13 protein-coding genes and 1 pseudogene are annotated in these 17422 nt (G+C 37.2%); 2 read left to right on the top strand and 12 right to left on the bottom strand.

The annotated features are described in order from the left end of the window. Window positions 1–42: 42 nt before the first annotated feature. Window positions 43–1215, top strand: a complete 1173-nt coding sequence (locus tag IPM47_17745; protein QQS28668.1) for a TRC40/GET3/ArsA family transport-energizing ATPase — start codon at window positions 43–45, stop codon at window positions 1213–1215. Between the two features lie 76 nt (window positions 1216–1291). Here the strand turns inward: IPM47_17745 and IPM47_17740 are convergent, their stop codons facing one another. The 9 genes and pseudogenes from IPM47_17740 to IPM47_17700 form a co-directional block, all read right to left on the bottom strand. Then, a complete protein-coding gene (locus IPM47_17740; GenBank protein QQS28667.1) occupies window positions 1292–2668 on the bottom strand; it encodes a hypothetical protein in 1377 nt (458 codons plus the stop codon). Window positions 2669–2911: 243 nt separating this feature from the next. Beyond that, on the bottom strand, window positions 2912–4330 hold the full coding sequence (locus tag IPM47_17735) for an alpha/beta fold hydrolase (GenBank protein ID QQS28666.1): 1419 nt from the start codon (window positions 4328–4330) through the stop codon (window positions 2912–2914). Window positions 4331–4508: 178 nt separating this feature from the next. Beyond that, a pseudogene (locus tag IPM47_17730) lies at window positions 4509–5778 on the bottom strand (IS5 family transposase). Between the two features lie 316 nt (window positions 5779–6094). Continuing rightward, entirely contained in the window at window positions 6095–7480 is a 1386-nt protein-coding gene (locus IPM47_17725) for a hypothetical protein (GenBank protein QQS28665.1), read from the bottom strand. 88 nt (window positions 7481–7568) lie between these two features. Then, entirely contained in the window at window positions 7569–7673 is a 105-nt protein-coding gene (locus IPM47_17720) for a type II toxin-antitoxin system PemK/MazF family toxin (GenBank protein ID QQS28664.1), read from the bottom strand. Window positions 7674–7677: 4 nt separating this feature from the next. Further along, window positions 7678–7914 carry a hypothetical protein gene (locus IPM47_17715; protein QQS28663.1) on the bottom strand — a complete coding sequence of 79 codons (237 nt, stop codon included), beginning with the start codon at window positions 7912–7914 and terminating at the stop codon, window positions 7678–7680. Between the two features lie 448 nt (window positions 7915–8362). Next, the gene (locus tag IPM47_17710; GenBank protein ID QQS28662.1) at window positions 8363–9265 is read right to left on the bottom strand and encodes an NmrA/HSCARG family protein; all 903 of its coding nucleotides are present in this window, start codon (window positions 9263–9265) and stop codon (window positions 8363–8365) included. Window positions 9266–9696: 431 nt separating this feature from the next. Then, window positions 9697–10512: a hypothetical protein gene (locus IPM47_17705; protein QQS28661.1), complete on the bottom strand. Its 816-nt coding sequence runs from the start codon at window positions 10510–10512 to the stop codon at window positions 9697–9699. A gap of 1211 nt (window positions 10513–11723) precedes the next feature. After that, window positions 11724–14213 (bottom strand): hypothetical protein, encoded by a 2490-nt coding sequence (locus IPM47_17700; protein ID QQS28660.1) that lies wholly within the window; start codon window positions 14211–14213, stop codon window positions 11724–11726. Window positions 14214–14735: 522 nt separating this feature from the next. Here IPM47_17700 and IPM47_17695 point away from each other — a divergent pair. After that, on the top strand, window positions 14736–14927 hold the full coding sequence (locus tag IPM47_17695; GenBank protein QQS28659.1) for a hypothetical protein: 192 nt from the start codon (window positions 14736–14738) through the stop codon (window positions 14925–14927). A 108-nt stretch (window positions 14928–15035) separates the two neighbouring features. Here the strand turns inward: IPM47_17695 and IPM47_17690 are convergent, their stop codons facing one another. From IPM47_17690 to IPM47_17680, 3 genes are all read right to left on the bottom strand, one after another. Then, on the bottom strand, window positions 15036–15824 hold the full coding sequence (locus IPM47_17690) for a hypothetical protein (GenBank protein QQS28658.1): 789 nt from the start codon (window positions 15822–15824) through the stop codon (window positions 15036–15038). Window positions 15825–15931: 107 nt separating this feature from the next. Continuing rightward, window positions 15932–16396 carry a hypothetical protein gene (locus tag IPM47_17685; GenBank protein QQS28657.1) on the bottom strand — a complete coding sequence of 155 codons (465 nt, stop codon included), beginning with the start codon at window positions 16394–16396 and terminating at the stop codon, window positions 15932–15934. A gap of 3 nt (window positions 16397–16399) precedes the next feature. Next, window positions 16400–17368, bottom strand: coding sequence for a hypothetical protein (locus IPM47_17680; protein ID QQS28656.1), 969 nt, complete (start codon window positions 17366–17368; stop codon window positions 16400–16402). Window positions 17369–17422: the final 54 nt, after the last annotated feature.

Below are 17422 nucleotides of genomic sequence, written 5' to 3'. Positions count from 1 at the left end.
GGTACAATGCACCCATCTAAAAAAAATTAACTAAAACAATTCATGCGCATTATTTTGTTTACCGGCAAAGGAGGAGTAGGAAAAACCACCATTGCTGCCGCAACTGCTTTAGATGCAGCTCAAAAAGGATACAAAACCTTAGTGATTTCTACTGACCCTGCACATAGTCTTTCCGATGCTCTGAACATTCCTCTTTCACCCGAACCGGTCGAAGTCGCTCCTAATTTGTACGGACAAGAATTTGATGTTTATTACTCTATGAAAAAATATTGGGGCAATATGCGTCAATTGATGTTGAGTTTGTTCAAATGGAGAGGGGTTGAAAATGTAGTTGCCGAAGAACTTTCGGTACTTCCCGGTATGGAAGAAGCCTCTGCTTTTTTATGGCTGGAAAAATACTACTCTGAAAACAACTATGACCTTATAGTAATTGACAGCGCACCAACCGGAGAAACCCTTACCTTACTTACATTACCGCAAGTAACCCAATCATGGTTGGTAAAGGCATTTCCCGGGCAAAGCACAGCGGTAAAAACGATGGGATTTGTGGTTCGGAAAACAACTGGGATACCCCTTGACAAAGGCTATGCTGAATTGGAAAATTTGTTTGCCAAATTGGAAAAGGTTCAGAAGATTTTTTTAAATCCGGATATCTGTTCCATTCGTATTGTGGCAAACCCTGAAAGAATGGTTATTCAGGAAGCTAAACGGGCTTATACTTACCTCCAAATGTATGGCTATAATGTTGATGCATTGGTCGTCAACCGGATTTTACCTACTGTTGAAGCAGGGTCTCTTTTTGAAAAATACCTGATTACACAACAACAGTATCTTTCAGAAATAGAAGAAGCATTTTCACCGCTACCGATATTTAAAGTGCTGCATCGCGGACAGGAAGTTTTTGGTCTCGACTTGCTAAAAACAATAGGACACGATATTTATGCCAAAATAAATCCGGCAGAAGTGCTTCACCGCGAAAGTCCTTTTGAAGTACATGAAGATGAACAATATTACGAAATCCGCATTAAACTTCCATTCATCAAACAACCCGATTTTACCCTGCAGAAGTTTGGCGACGAATTGATTATAACATTGGCAAACCGCCGTAAAAGTATCATTTTGCCAAGATTTGCCAATTTCCTGACTCTTAGCGGATATGAATTTAAGGAACCATGGTTATTGGTCCGGCTGTCAAAGGGGGGCAATGAACAATAGCCGTCGTTTAATGGAAAGATTTAAACCGGCATAATTTTAAGGATAAGCATCCCCTTAACACTATGATAATCTATTATTACTTTCCTTTTTTAGTAGGTACCGCTTTAATTTTTATTCCTTGTTTTACAGCCTTTAAATATTCCTGATGTACATGTTTATACGTTATCGGCAAATCAAAATCTGCAATCAAAGCTTCAATATAGGGTTGCGGGTTAAAGCCCGAATTGTGGCAGTATAATAGAAATAAAAAACAACTGTGAAACAAGCGGTTACAAACCTTTTCAAGAAGTTTGCCTTCTAATTTTATTTCATTTTCAGTTCGTTCAAATTCTTCATCAGAGGTCATAATATCTCCCAAAAGGATATAGCCGCGGGCATCCGGGTCCTGAATGAAAAAGATTGAGCAAGGTAGTTGCTGCATTAAACTGAACCATTTCATGGGATAAGATACTCCTTTCCAGTCTTCATCCTTCATTGGAATATCATCGTGATTAAGAAACTGAATATTAATAGAAAAAACAAACTTCTCAATCAGTTTAGGGAAATGTTGTAAACAGAGGATAAATTCCTGAATCATGTAAATATCTTCTGATTTTACTGTTTCCATATCAACTGAAATAGTCAAACTGTTTTTGGTCGGATTGGCAAGTAACCCATAATTGGTTTTAAACTCTTCAATTTGAGGGCTGCCCGGAGGAATCATGTAGATTGGACGTTTTTTGGGATCGCCGGTTCCGTTTGCATAGCTGAGAGATTGGCTGCAATCTAACAAATTATTAGAATCATAAGCCTCCGACATGATTTTTCGGGTTGTTTGCCAATTTGAATAAGCGGTATTTACTGTCTGTACAAATTCTTCATAGTCAGATTTGATTTTTCGGTGAAAAGGTAAAAACTTTTCAAGTCTTGAAATAGAACCTAACATTTTCTGCTCGTCTCTGTCATAAGAAACTAAATCTAAACTCCATTGTGGATCAGTTACATACAAAGGGTTGCGAAACTTCGAGTACTCATCGTAATCATTGGTTAATTTTTCATCCAGCTCAATTAATTTCAAATACTCGTCCCAGTTTTCATCATAGTCATTCCTGATTTGCTGTAAGATATTATCGTGAAAATCAGATATGTTTACATGGTAATTTTGCATACTTTCATCAAGTTCCCTCAAAAAAAACAGATTGTCGCTAACTTCTGCAATAGCTTCTGCTTTTTTCAAGAATTGACTGATGGTCTCATCTATGAGTTTGAATTTCCTGCTACCTTCATGAATAAGATCGGCAAGTTCTGAATGCAAAAAAGTAATACGGGCACTTTCCTTATTGTATTCTTCAATTTTTGTATGCATTTCCAAATATCTTTCTATTAATTCCCGTTCAAAATCTGATTCCGGAATAGAATCATCGTATTTCAAAGTAATGGTTCGCAATGAATGTTGAAAGGTTTTTTCTGTCATGGTTAGGTTAATTTTAGGAAGATGAATAGTAAGGTTTAAATTTTAACTGCTATTAAAACTTTCAGGTTAAACAAATCAAATTGTTGAAATGAAACACTCAAATTTTTTTGAGGGTTTGTTACAAAAACCATATTGAGATTACACAAATCTGGAAATATCAGCTGGTTGAAAACTGATTTGAGCGTTTTCTTTTGATGCAACAATTTTGTTGAACTAATATAACAGCTAACCTATGTTTGCGGTTTATTTATTCAACGCTTGAATCCACATCAATATTTCTTTTAAGGCATCTGGTGATATTGTTTGTTCAATTGAGCCATATTCATCTGGAGCACCGGTTACACATTCCTGAAACAGATGGTTTAAGCCGGGCATTACTTTGATTGAAAAATTGTTGTTTTTACCTTTTATCAGTGCACTTTCAATTCCTGCCAGATTTTCTTTTGGTGCAACCTGTAAATCTTTTTCACCATTGAGTGCTAATACCGGACACTGAACCTGCTCTAAGACATTCGAAGGGTTGTAATTGATAAAATATAACATCCAGGGGTTTATGAGTTGCTTAACCTGTGCGTTAATCATTTCATCTTCAGTCATACCTTCCGGTATAAGTGTCTGGGGGTTGTTTTTAACCGCTTCTTTTAGAAATTTGGTCAGTTCGTTTTTCACTTTATCAGGGTTATTGTTGTTTTTAACTATATCAAATATTTCTTTGTTAATTGCCAAAGAAATTTCGATATCTGATTCACTTAGACCCTGAGCTTTGCCAATCAAACCTTGTTGCTGCAACATCAGTTCATCACAGGGAATACCCGGAGCGCCTAATAAAACCATAAATGCAATGTCTTTGGTTTGGGCTGCAATCAGTGGCGCAATTATCCCCCCTTCGCTGTGCCCGATTAATCCGATGTTGTGAGTGTCAATTTCTGTTTTACTTTTCAAAAAGTCCACTCCTGCCATCACATCCTCAGCAAAATCTATGCTTGTAGCGTTTCCAAAATCGCCGGTTGATTTACCAATCCCCCTTTCGTCAAATCTCAATACGGCAATACCGTTTCGGGTAAGATAGTCTGCAATTACCCAAAATAACTTATGTCCTAATATTTCAGAATCTCTGTTTTGAGGGCCACTGCCACTTATCAAAACTACTGCCGGAAACTTACCTTCTTGTTGAGGCATTGTTAAAGTCCCCACCAAAGTGATCCCCGCTTGTTTGTTTTCAAAAGCAATGTCTTCAGAATGATATGGGAAAGGACCTTTCGGTTCTTGTGGACGCACTAATTCTTTTTGATTTTCATCACTTTTAGTCAAGTTTAATGCAATAGACTGCCCGGCTTGTTTAAAAGTGCCTGAAATATTTTGTTCGTTCTCTAATTTGCCTTCATATTCGATTCCTGCAGCAGGTAAAGCAAGTTTTAGAGTAGGTTCTTCAAAATTAGTCGAACTGATTGCAATACCCAAGACTCCCTGATCAGGACTGTCCATTGTAGTTTGATACCCGTTGTCCGTACTTGTAATGTGAAACACAATTCTAAGTTGAACTCCTTGTATTTTTAATAATCCGTTCCAGGTTCCGGTAATACTATTTTGAGCTAAAGTTGAAAAAGTTAGTAACATACTGAAAAAGATTAAACAAAAGACAGATCTTACGACTGAATTCATAATTTTGAGCTTTTGGAATTGATGTTAAAGCTATTAATCGGAAAAAGTGCTTCCTATTTTTAATCAACTAATTGGTAATTGAAATTTCTTTTTAGCTAAATAGTTAACCCTTAAAAACCATGTTTTTCTTATTTTGGGTTTTAAACAAGAACGAGAGAATTGAGATAATAATGGAAACAAGATTTTGAAAAAAGGGCAAAAGAGATGATTTCCATTTGTTCATCATCCTTTTAAAGTTAAATGCTGCTGCACTTAACAATAAATTGATATTATCTCCAAATACCCCTTTATAGAAATTACGACCCAATCTGTGATCTGATTTGAGATGTCCTATTACCGGTTCTATGGCGGCTCTTCTGGAAAAGGATTTATTCCTCTTCTTTTTCTCTTGCCGCGTGATTTTTTTTGGAAATGGTTCTGGAATAAGGATATGTGTTCCATTGATGAGTTTAGCTCCTTTGCATCCTCTATCTACAGTTGCGGTTTTAATTTTTTTCCCGGTGAGTTTTTCTACTTGTTCTAAAGTAGGTTCCAATGTATGTCCGTCATAAGGATTTCTAAACCCTTTTGCACCTACAATCACTCCGGTTGTTTGTGTTAGTGAGATACTTACCTTATTGCCAAACTCATATTTCTTGTGTTCTTTCCCTTTGGAGATACACTGCACTTGGGGTTCATGAATTGAATATATCTTATTCTTATCACTCCTTTTTTGATTTAATATGGTATTGAATAAAATCAACAAATCGCAATACTTGGTATCGGTGGGTAGCTTTCTTACTAACTCTCTGACTAAGCGACCGGCGATTGTTTTCACTTTATTATCCGCTTTTTGGGACTTCCCTTTGTTTTTGGGATGATTTCTGAATCGCTGATCATAACTAAGCTTCTTGAGAACTCTCACATAGGTTTGACGTAGTTTCAGCCCCTCTTTCTCAGCTATTTTTACGCATTTGTTGATTATCTTCTTCCTTAGCTTGTCATCGGTTGGATAGGTGATATTCTTTTCTTGAACCATAGTGTCTTAACTGATATTTGTTTCGTCTTTATCAACCCCATTTATCCTTATGCTTTCTTTGAAAATCAGCTCTATTCCTGCCTCTCCAATCCTATGACGAAAATGAACTAATTCTGATGCCTCACAAGGAGGACCGGGTACAAAATCCTTCATCCCACAAAAATATTGATAGTAAAGGTTTTCAGCCCATTATTCTACTACGGATTCGTCTGACAAATTCCGTGTGTTTAAGTATCAATAGTCCGACAATCAGACGAATTGGTTTGGCAGGGCGACCGGTATCTTTTGAATATAAAGGGATAAACTCCCGTTCAAATACCTCCCAATCTATAACAGAGGATAAATTATACAAAGGGTGTCGGTCATTGAGCATATCTCTCAATGAAAAGTATAGGCTACCCTGAGCAAAATTAACTTTTTTGGACAACATAAATTGCAAGTTTTTACCCCTAAATTTACGCAATCATGCAATTATTTCACAACTTCTTAGACACTTTTTGCCTTGTTTTTAAGGCATTAATATGTTTTTAAGGGACAACTAAGTACTGATTTTTGTCATTACTAAAATAGGCAATAGTCTTAACAACTTAGATTTAAACTTTGCTGTTTTTCCTTTCGAAAATTACTGTTTCAGCCAAGTTCCTGCATTTGAAAACTTGGATTAACACTCTTGGTTTACACTGTAGTATTCTGCATTGTAATACGCAGGATTCTCTGCAATTGGCTCCGCAGGGTTGAAGACTGTTTTAGTTTTTTGAATATTTTGTTACAAATAAATTCATTCCCTGCTGATTGATATAAAGACCGGATAAATATAAATTACCCTTCTCATCAATACATATTTTATGCAGCCCTCCCGGCATTGGTTTGCCTTCCGGAGATTTAATGATTGTTTCCCAAACTATTTTTCCATCCGGGTCAAGCCGTCTTGCATAAGGCTCACCAAGTGTGGGTCCAACACCGGCTACAAGAATGTGGTCTTCCTGGTCAATAACCATCGCAGAGGGAACTGTCTTTCCAGGAACCATTTCCCACCATGCAGTGGTCCACAAGGTGTCTCCATAAGCATTGTACTTTATAATACAATAATCTTCTTTGGTTTTTATATTATTTACATAACCGGTAACGATTACATTTCCTTTACTGTCAAGCCCAATACCAATTGGTTCGTCTCTGGTATTGGCAGTGCCATTCATTGTACGCACCCATTTTTGAGTTCCTTTACTATCATATTTTATTGTTACAATGTCCTGCTTCCCCTCATTTGAAAAAGCATTTCCGGTTACATATATATCACCGTAGAGATTGGTGACTACGAATTGCGCTTCATCAATATGGTTACCCGGGCCGTTATACCAGCGTTCCCAGTCAAACACAAGTTCGATCTTCAAACTGTCTGCCGGGTTTTTAGGAGGAATGGTGTCCCACTTGTAACGGATAATGCCATAATCATATCCAGGTTGCTCACTGCTGCCCACTACCACGAGGTTGTTTTCATTGTCAAGAGTCATATCGGTGGTGTAGTTGCGCCAGTCGTCGCCAGGGCCGTTCCAGGAATGTGACCAGACCTCTTTGCCGGTGTTGGCATTGTAAATCTTGCTGTGATAGTCTTCTGCGGTTGATTGTCCTGCTGTATGAACACTTTTGCCGGAAACAAATACCATCCCATTCCTGACCTCTATTCCACAGGGTATTTCTCCATGCTCTCTCGTTCCCCAACGTTGTATCCAGTTCTGAGTTCCATCCTGCGCATATTTAATGGTACAAAAATCAACAGCAGTGGAAAGCCCCTCACCGGCGCTGGCAATGACAACATATACATTTCCGCTGTTATCAATATCCATATCAATAGGGTCGTCGTTGAAGTTACCCGGTACGGTATAATTTTTTTCCCAAACGATCTTGCCGTCGCTGTCAAACTTTACCAGTGCCATATCTTCATCATTCATCACTGCTCCCTGTATTTTGGCAAGCAGGTAAAGATGGTCTCCGGCGGCCATTAGTTTTACTGCCTCGGGCTGCAAAATGGCGGTAGGTTTTACATAAATGCTGAACCATTCCTGGTTATACTGTGCATTGGAGATTACTGAAATGCTTATTGCAAGATAGATGAAGGTTATTTTCTTTTTCATATCTGACATTTTTGGTTAAATAAAAGAGGTTAATACTTAGATTCCATTCAGTAATCGGAACTACTTGAATAACAGGCACTTTTTTATTTTACACATCATTTGAAACTATTACGCAAGATCTAATTTTTCCTGTCTCTGAACCCTTAATAGGATTAAGGTCAACGGTTATGATCATTCCTTTTTTTAGTTCCATGTTTTTATTCCCAATCTTTTATCGCTGATGCAGTCCAATCTTTTGTTTCTTCATCTGCTTCATACATGTCTGCATACAAATCGGCTGATTGTGCTAGTACAATTTCCATCTCCAGTTGTTGTTTCAATAACTCTAAAGCACGCACAATCATTTCATCCATATTATGAAATCCATAATCTGAATAATTCTCAATGAATTTAATCTGTTCTTCTTCAATTTTGATTTTTCTTTCAATTGTCATCTGGATATTTTTTTAAATTTAAATTGTCACCAATAGCAGTCTGTCAAAAAAAACTGTCCTATATATTCAAAAAGGCACAAACTGATGACAAATATAAACATATTACACGTCATTTACCAACGTAGTGTTTCAATTAAAGAGAAAAAAGTGCTAAATTTTGCAAATATGATGATCTGAAGAGCTCCAAGTGGTCTTGGTCAATAATTTGGTCAAGCGTTTGCGGAAAAAAAACGCTTTGTTCCCTGTTTTTTCCTTGTATGTATAACATACAAAAAGTACTTTGTAATATGAGATATAACTGTCATTGTTTGGAGAATATTTTTTGTGGTTGAATAGGTGGAAATTAGGGGCTTTTAGGCAACCTCAACGTTTTTTAAAATCGGGTATTTAGCGGTTTTTAAGTAGTTGTGCAATAGTTACCCGTGTTAGTGGTACGGGCTTCTTGTTTCTAAAGTTTCTTATCCCATCTTTTCCACTTCAGATACTGCTCAAATGTCATTGCTTCGGGAAGTAGCTCCCGGGTCTGCTTCACTGCTCGCAATATTTCTTCAGGATAGGGTTCCCTGCCCCATCGTTCAAAATGTTTTCTTAAAGGAATCCATTCTCTGGCAAACAGATACATCAGAAGTAGGGGAACAGGTTTATGCTTGTAAGTCTTGGTATCCGATAATTTTGTTGCTATTTCTGCGAGTTCGTTTCCTGAAATAAAATCACCGATAAGATTTAGTTTTTTGCCTTTGAAATTGTCTGGATCTGCAAACGCTAAAGCCGCCACTTTGCCAATATCACGGCAAGCTATATGTGGTAGCTTCGCATCATTGGCAGCTGTACCCGTAATCACATTTTTTTTAACCGGCAAATACTCGCCACCAAAATCGTCCATAAATGACCCGGGACAGAGAAAGGTGTATGGTATCTCCTTTTCCTTTACCAGGTTTTCAATATCTACTTTTCGCTTCACGTAAGTAAGTGTTTTTTCCTGTCCTTCTTCAACATATAGCACCGTACTCAGAACAAGGTGCTGAATGTTATTAGCAACGCATGCTTCCACAATGTTCTGTCCTTGTAGCCATTCATACTCTGTGTCGATCTTGCCTTTTGGATTCAATGGCATGGTAACGCCATATACGGCATAGGCTCCTTTAAAGGCGTTTACCAACGATGATCTGTCAGCAAGGTCGGCTTGTATAACCGCAACTCCCTTTTTCTTAATCTCTTCTGCCTTATCATTGGTAGTCTCTCTTGAAATGGCTACTACTCTCCATGCACCGCTTTCCACCAAAGCGTCAAGCACCGCTCCCCCTTGCTTACCAGTAGCTCCACATACTATTATTGTTTTAAGTTCGCTCATAATAATTGTTTTTTAAGTCAATTGTAATAATTATTTTCCATTTTTCTTGTCATAAAACACTTGTCTTCAGGGTGTTATGGATGAGGAGTTCGTATTTTCTTGGCCTGACCGCTAACGTCAGCCTGTGAAAAAACCGCTAACAAATATACACTAATATTTTAAGAAGTGATTAAAAAAACTTTGCACTAAGCTATGGCATACTTACAAGTATCACCCAGCAGTCAGATGTAAATAATCTGTTTTGAAAGCAGCATCGGAGCTGATAACCCTGTGTGGTTTATTGAAACTTATGTTGAGGATCTTAGATTTATCGAAAACTCAAGGTAAGTTACAAAACAATAAAAAGCCTTTAACTAAATTCGTTAAAGCTTAAATTTGGTTATTGGTGTTTTTTGAATAGTGGTGTAACAGTTACTTTTGTTATGTGCAGTTTATTGGCTGGACTTTATTCCTATCCTGCATGTTGAGATGTAGTTTGAATTGCCATCATTTTGTACAGAAAGCAACAAACCACTTTGCTCACCATTTACCATTGCAAGAGTGCCATCGTTTTTAAAGTCTATAGGGCATTTACCCATTTTATTATACGGTTCTACTGTTGTAAACAGATTGTCGCAAAAGTCTTTATCAAAAAAAAGCTGGGAGATGATTTGTTCTTTGTCATTTAAAAACACTTTGAAGTGAATATGTGGAACTCTACCAATGTACCAACAAGGAATGATGGTATTAAAGGTTACCCAACCATTTTCATCAGTTCTTTGAATTCCCCTTAGGTATCTACTATCTGTTATCGGCTTAACAGTGTATTCACCGTTCTCTCTTTTTTCTCCATGTTTGCCAAAAAGCATAAATGTTTTCCACTCATCCTGACTGATTTGTTCAGGATAACCGCTATAGTTTCCTTCTGCATCCGCCTGCCAAACATCTACAATTGCATTTCTAATTGGTGTACAGTCAGGATAATTTATGACTTGCATTTTCAATTTTAATAACGCACCTTTTCGATCTTCAACAATGTTGCTCCTTTCCGGTGATGGAAAATAGAATGGACCCTCAATTTGTTTGGCAGTAAGTACGCATACCTCGTTTTCACTTGGGGCTGAAGATACGGTTACAGATAAATTGTCAGGAAACGTAAATAGAAATTTTCTCACAAGTTGACGCCTGAAAAACCAGGCTGTCAAAACACCGCTTCCCAAAATACCTAATGAGTATAGAATGAACTTACGTCTGTTTTGTTTTTTCATAAATTCTGATATTGGTTTGAAATCTATGGCTAAAATATTATTTCTGCTTTAAATTGTAGGTATTCAATTTAAGCGGTTTTGATAGTTCAGGATGTATAAAATTGCACACAATGGTTTATGAATTGGTGTAGAAGTGGCTTAGTATTTCGTGAGTTCAAATTTATTACTAAAGTTTAATCGAAATACAAAACTCCAAGTTTACAAGTCAGACCGCCAAACTCAAAACCAGTGTGTTTGTTACACAACTCAAAGTTAACGAAAGCATCAATATTCACAAATGGGTAAAGAGAATATTATTACTGTATTTGATGCGCTATATTGCAACAGAAATCACATTGCAGCACTGCAAGCACAAGAAATGCGCTTCATTATTGCTACCAAAGGGCAAACCTTTGTAATATACAGGCAGACCGTTTGCACAGGGAAGGTCAATTGCAGCAAGTAAGGTGGACCGAGGCGAGTTTAAGTCAAACGCTTGTTTTCAGTTTTATCTATGCCAATAACTTGATACTAAGCGGGCAGCACCCTGCCTTCAAAGTCAATTATTTTGGACTGACGGTAACCGATTAAAAAACAGGAGAACAGTTATACTACGGCACTTTTTTGACAGACTTGCTGATTACTGATACCTTGGTCAAAGAGTTTGGGAAGCTGTCCGGAGTCGGTGGAAAATTGAAAATGAAATGTTCAACACCCTAAAAAACCAAGGGCATCATTTAGAACACAATTACGGACACGGCAAGAAATGTTTGGCCACAAATTTAATTTTTCTCACCTTTTTAGCTTTCCTCATTGACCAAATGGCTCAATATCTGGCCCAAGACTATAAAGCTGTAAAAAATGCAGCCAAAACTTTCAAGACCTAAAGGGAAGTAACAAAAGGCATTATTTATTTAGTGCCGGTTATGTCTATGGGTGCTATTTATGGCTTTATTGCCAAAAAACAAAAATTAAACATTCCAGCATTAGAGTAATTTTGTATGTGTATTGTCTTAAACCGAGAATCATTTTGCTGAAGTGCTCCGTTCATAAGTATTAAGTTTTGTGATATCGAAATTATTTTGTCGCCACTTCCAATAAACACGATTTATTCAATGTGATAAGGATAATGAGCAAGTTGTCTTTTAATAGCTTGAGTAGGTGATGATAACTCGTTGCACAAACAAATCTATAAACTGTATTTCGTTGACCTGTCCAAGTTTATCGGGTTTTTACGGATTGATTTGCTCTATCCATACATTGCCTGTAATACCATTGTTCCAAATAACTTGTATGCTATTGGTGCCCTGCCCCGATACAATAGTGCCGCCTGTAACCGTCCACATATAGGTAGCGCCTGCCACATTTGGCACCGAATACATTTCGGCACCGTTTATACAAACACTATTACTGCCGGAAATGACAATGTTTTCACAAGGACAGCCATTGGGAAAATAGGTATCAATTATGTTTTGCATGGCAACTACCGCTGAGTCGCCGTGTAAATTATTATATTGAGTAAGCCATACATTGTACCAGCCATTTTCATAATCGGGATTGCCACCGGGGGGAACAGGCCCATTAAAATATTCTATAGCGTGCTCATTAAACTGCTCGTTGTCCATCGGGATAATGTATTTATAATGCTCCAGACGCTCACAAATCAAAGGAGATGCCGGCAAATTATTGTCTGTTATTGCCTGAGCAAGGGATTCGGCATCCTGCGGATGTACCCCCCAGAAATGAATCAGGGGACGCAAATCTGCGCCGGCTGCCAGTGATAACTTCAATATGCGATCATCTATATTACTCTCCGGCTCCGGTATAATGCCATTGTTGTAATCTATATTTACCTGAGTGTAAGAATTCTCGAGTGCTTCCCATCCGAATAAGGCCGCTATTTCAACATATTTGCCATACCCACGATGTTGATACCTGACCTCATCTAAAGTGGTATTGGAAATATCCATGGGATTCCCCATTCGGAAATTATGAGTAACCATCCAGTTTGTTGCCGACTGATCTCGACCACGCCAATATTGGTTATCAAATGACCAGCCAAATGCACTGTCAATATCTATATTATATAATTGATTAAAGATGGCAGCGGAGAGCAGATTTACAATGGCTTCTGCTTCTCCCGGAAATTTTGTCATTAACTGCGCATGTCCAAGTTCGTGAAATTCAGATTCCCACATATTGGCAGCTCCGGGCGTTAAAAACCAATGTGTACTATTTCCATTTTGAATTGCATTAGGGTTATAAAGCGTATTGATTTGCGGGTAGCCAATACCATAATAGCCCGGGTGCAGAATTCGGACATCTTGCATGACATAGAGGATGTGGTTATTGCGAATATGCGGATACCCCATCAAATCTGATACGACATCCATACGGGCATCCCAGTCGGCCATTAACGTTACCGGGTCGTTGTAGTTGTATATAAAACTCGTTGGCACCTGCATCATGAATTTTTCGGATTCAAAATCTGCCCATGGAGCAGGATTGTGCCTTTGAACATTTTGCCATTGGCTTAAAGTGGTAGCGTCCCAACTTTTTGCCGAAAAGAACGGCACCGGTACTACATTGGTTAATTGTATCTGTTGTAAACCGGCAGAGGCCTGGTAAGGGGTAATGATATAAATTCCGCCTCCGAATGGATTTGCTATTAGGGTTACAGTATCTGTTATTTCAAAAGTATTCGAAATTCTGAAAAACCTTTTAAGTTCATTGATGGAAGTATTCGAGAACGGATGTGCGCCCACAAGAATTTTGAACCCTGCATTTACCATGATTTCAGGAACTTTTACCTTTCCTATCGAACCGGGCGACAAATAATAACCGGTTGGTTTTCTGGAGGGAGTTTGTGAATAGGCCGTAGGTTCACCCCAATCTGTGGGCATAGAGGCATTTACTGTTGCTGTGTACATCTGATTGGAGTCGACAGGTAAGGGACAAGTTCCGGGGAAATAGTCGGAAGTCAAATATTTTTTACCACTTAAAAAGGCGCTGTATTGCGCAATTTTCTCCTTGGTAAATAAATCATCAAAAAGCTCCTGCTGCAAGGTGAATATTGCCCTGTCGTATTCTAAACCATCGAGCGATCCCGGTGCGTTGGGGAATCCCCCTGTTGTATTGCTATTGATAAAAAGTGGACCCGAACCGGCATCATAACAAGCTATCAGTTCAAAGGCAGCTGAAATTTCCGGAAACGAATCTGCCAGGTAAAAATGGTATGTAGTAATGGTGTCGGCTAATGCATTGATTTGAACTGCAGAAAGTGTGGATGTACTATTACAATGATCAAGCAACTGCTGATAGGTATTCAGAAGAATTGTGCTGATTGTGCCGGGAGGGTAATTGATAGATATGGTTTCAGAATAATCAAAATTACCACCCGTTGCAACCAAGTTGCCATCAACATAAATATTGTATGACCCATTTCCGTAGCCGCAACAAATTCCGTCACCATAGCTGTCATAAATGGTAAAATGAAGGAGGTTGCCGGTGGGGTAGCAAATCGTGTCATTGTTAATGGTACCGCCCGCAACAATGCTATTTGCTGCATCTCTTATATCCCAACTTGTTTCATTCGGGTAGGTATCAGCATTGATAATAACAATAATTTCAGAGTTTCCGGGTAAACATTGGGCCTGTGAGTTTACTGTTCCGCACATCATGATCAATGAACAGGCAAGTAAAATGTACTTAGTTAGGTTCATGTACTTTATTGACTACTTTTTCTTATTAAGTTTGGTGTTCACCTAACTTCTTCTTTGGGTGAGTTTCTAGGACTGACAGGTTGCGTTTTTTATAGATTTGCTACGGTCAGGGAATTTTACCACCGAAATTCATTCGGAGAACGGAACTTCCACCTCGCATAAATGTATCTGCGAAACACGGAACCCCGGCTACATAAAACCCCTTGAGCATGTTGCAAAACTCAAAGCTAAACAAAAGCAACAAGATACATAAAACGGTTCAATTTTTTCAATAATTGTTGAAAAACACATAAAACATTGCGTCTTTATGTATGCACGGACATCAAAAACTACACGCCAAATGATACTATCAAGTCAATATAAATGATTTGGTTTCATCCGACAATTTCTCTAATACAGGAGTGCTACCGTAGAACCCGTATTGGGCACCTCAATCAATTATCATAGCATGAAACGGGTAAACACCCGGGGAATGGAACAAGCAAACAAACATGTTTCGACAAGCTCAACTCAGGTATTCTGATGGCGGCCCTGACCTACAACCTCAAAAAATACCTGAAATTTGGGCGTAAAACACCCAATATCCTAACTCAAGCCCTTCAAGCACCGATGAATATTCCGGCTTATACCAAAAAAACTTGTTTTTTGTCTGCAAATACCTATCCTAATCTACAAACAACCTTTCTAAAGCTATTTCTGCTCCAAGCTGCATGATCAAGACTAATAAGTACACAAATCAGCAGAAGCTTTTAATTTGAAAGCAACTTTCTAAAATATCAGGTATTTAGTGGTTTTTGAGTAGTTGTGCAACAGTTACCCTTGTTATAGGCAGGGCTTCTCTTGCAGTTTTCCATAAATTGTTCCGTCATAGTCGTTTTGGTCTTCTCCGTATTCAAGTCTAATTATTTTGTTGCAATGAACCTGTAAAACAAAGCCGAAGTTTTCCATTGTCGCTGACATATTACCACTTCCATTGTCTATATGGTCAAGATAGCCTGGCAGAGAATTTTTTAACGGCTCAAAGTTGTCACCAACTTTGTATTTGGGGATTGTCCGAGAAACAATCTTATATCTAATTTCATCAGGCATATACCGAAAGACCAATGAAGGTGCAATTGTCGGCAATAACCATAAAAAGAAGAATAGAATAATGGCTGGCGATAAAAAGAAAATAGACTTTGCTAATGGTCGCCTAACGAGGAAGTCGACTAATTTGTCTGACCTTATAAGTTGTGAATATGCAACACCGAAAATAAAACCTGTCAACAAAGCTAATGGCATAAACATAACTACCAAGTCAAGGCTGCGAAACAGTCCACCGACAATGATTGAATATGTCAAAGCTCCGTAAAGTCCCGTAATGAATGGAAAGAATAGAGGTTTGAAAATCTGTGTCGAATGGTCAAGCTTGTTTAAAGGAAAGATTATAAAAACTGCCCAAGAGATTGTTATAAATAGTCCTGACCAAAAAATGATTACACCGCTATCATCCGCTTTCCCGTCTGTCCAAGCGAGATAAATGGAATGAAATAAGTTCATCAATGTCCACGCAATGGTCATTGAGAAAAACCCAAGTGTCTGCTTTACTTTATTTAGTTGCTGTGTCGTCATTTAGCCTTGCCTATAAAGGACAGGCATATGCGGCGTTTTCAAAAAGTTGGGCTTGTGTTGCGCCTGCGGCAAGCCCAACTTTTTGAAAATGACCGCTATATGCCATGTTAGGGGGATAATGTTTTTTCAAGATAATAATATGTTTCATCTTCGTTCTTTAAGATATAGCCATTAGATTTATGCAATCTTATTATTGCTTTGGCTTTATAGTGAGTTTTAAGTATCTTAGTTAAAGAAATTTTATATTTTTTTTCGTTAAGTCTATTTTCGATGAATTGAGAACCGACTTTCAGAAGTGGCAATCCTTGATAATTTTCGGCTACAATACCACCTGATATTTCTGCAATATTTTCTGATAAAAATTCAGCAGAGATTATAGCAACTGGTTTTATATAATCATCTACAAAGATGACAAAATCAATCCTGTTTTCATCAATTATAACATTCTTCAAAAAATCTTCAACCATATGAATGCTTACATTATGATTAAATTCATATCTATTAAACCACGATAAAACTCCATGTTTTACTGAGGAAATATGTTCTTCTTTTAGTTTTTCAAATTTTATCATTCGCTATTCATTTAGAAATTTAGCAAATTTTTTAGCAAGACCAAACTCTCCATTAATGTCACAAAATAAAAATTGACCATTTGGATTACATTCTAAAAAATAGTAAAAATCTCCATTATAAATAAAATCAAATGCACCGTATTTTAAATTTAACCTATTCGCAAAAGTTATACATTCTTTAATAAAAGGAAAGTCTTTAAAATAAGTGAATGATATTTTAGAAGGATCTATTTGTCTCCAATCAACATTGTAATTTCCTTTTATCATAAAAGGGTAAAGTTTATTATCAAAGAAAGTTGCTCTTACTTCAAATTCTGGTTTAATCTTTTCTTGAAAATAATGAATTGATAACTTTAATTCCTTCGATACAATTTTATTTAACAAGTCATCATTAAGTTCTTTTGTATAACTCACATACTCATTTCCATTTTCGTCAATTATATCATTTGTTGAATCAATAGGTTTTACAATCGCATTATTTTTCCAATTTTGCTCTGTGAAAAATGCATTGGAATTAGTAATGATTTGACTTGGCGTAAGAAGTGATAATTCAGATGCTAATATTTGTTGTCTGATTTTATCTTTTGCTCTAATAATATCAATTGGATGCGATACAATTTTTACGTTAATATCTGTTTCTAAAATTGCAATCAGACCTTTTAGAACCATATAATACTCGTCATCAGTAAACGAATGTAAATGTTTTGGGATATCTGAATTTTCAAAGTTTAAATCTTCTGGTCTTCTCCACCACACTGTTTTTATCTCCTTTGAGCAAATAGAAAATCCGTTGATTTTGTTTTTTATTAAAAATGAATGATTATTGAATTCAATTTTAAATTCATAATTCATATGAAAATAATCCGTATTTAATCTGAAAAATAGATTTTCACCCAATTGATTGATTTCCTTGATTATTGCATCAGCATGATAATCAATCGTGTTAGTTATAATTAATATCTTATTTTGCATATTATTTATTTTAAATAGGAAACTCAATTTTGTTGAGTTTCCTATAAATTGAAA

Source organism: Sphingobacteriales bacterium (genome assembly GCA_016700115.1).
GTDB lineage: Bacteria > Bacteroidota > Bacteroidia > Chitinophagales > UBA2359 > UBA2359.
Note: the sequence above shows the minus strand (reverse complement) of the source record. Positions and strands in the feature narration are given on the sequence as shown.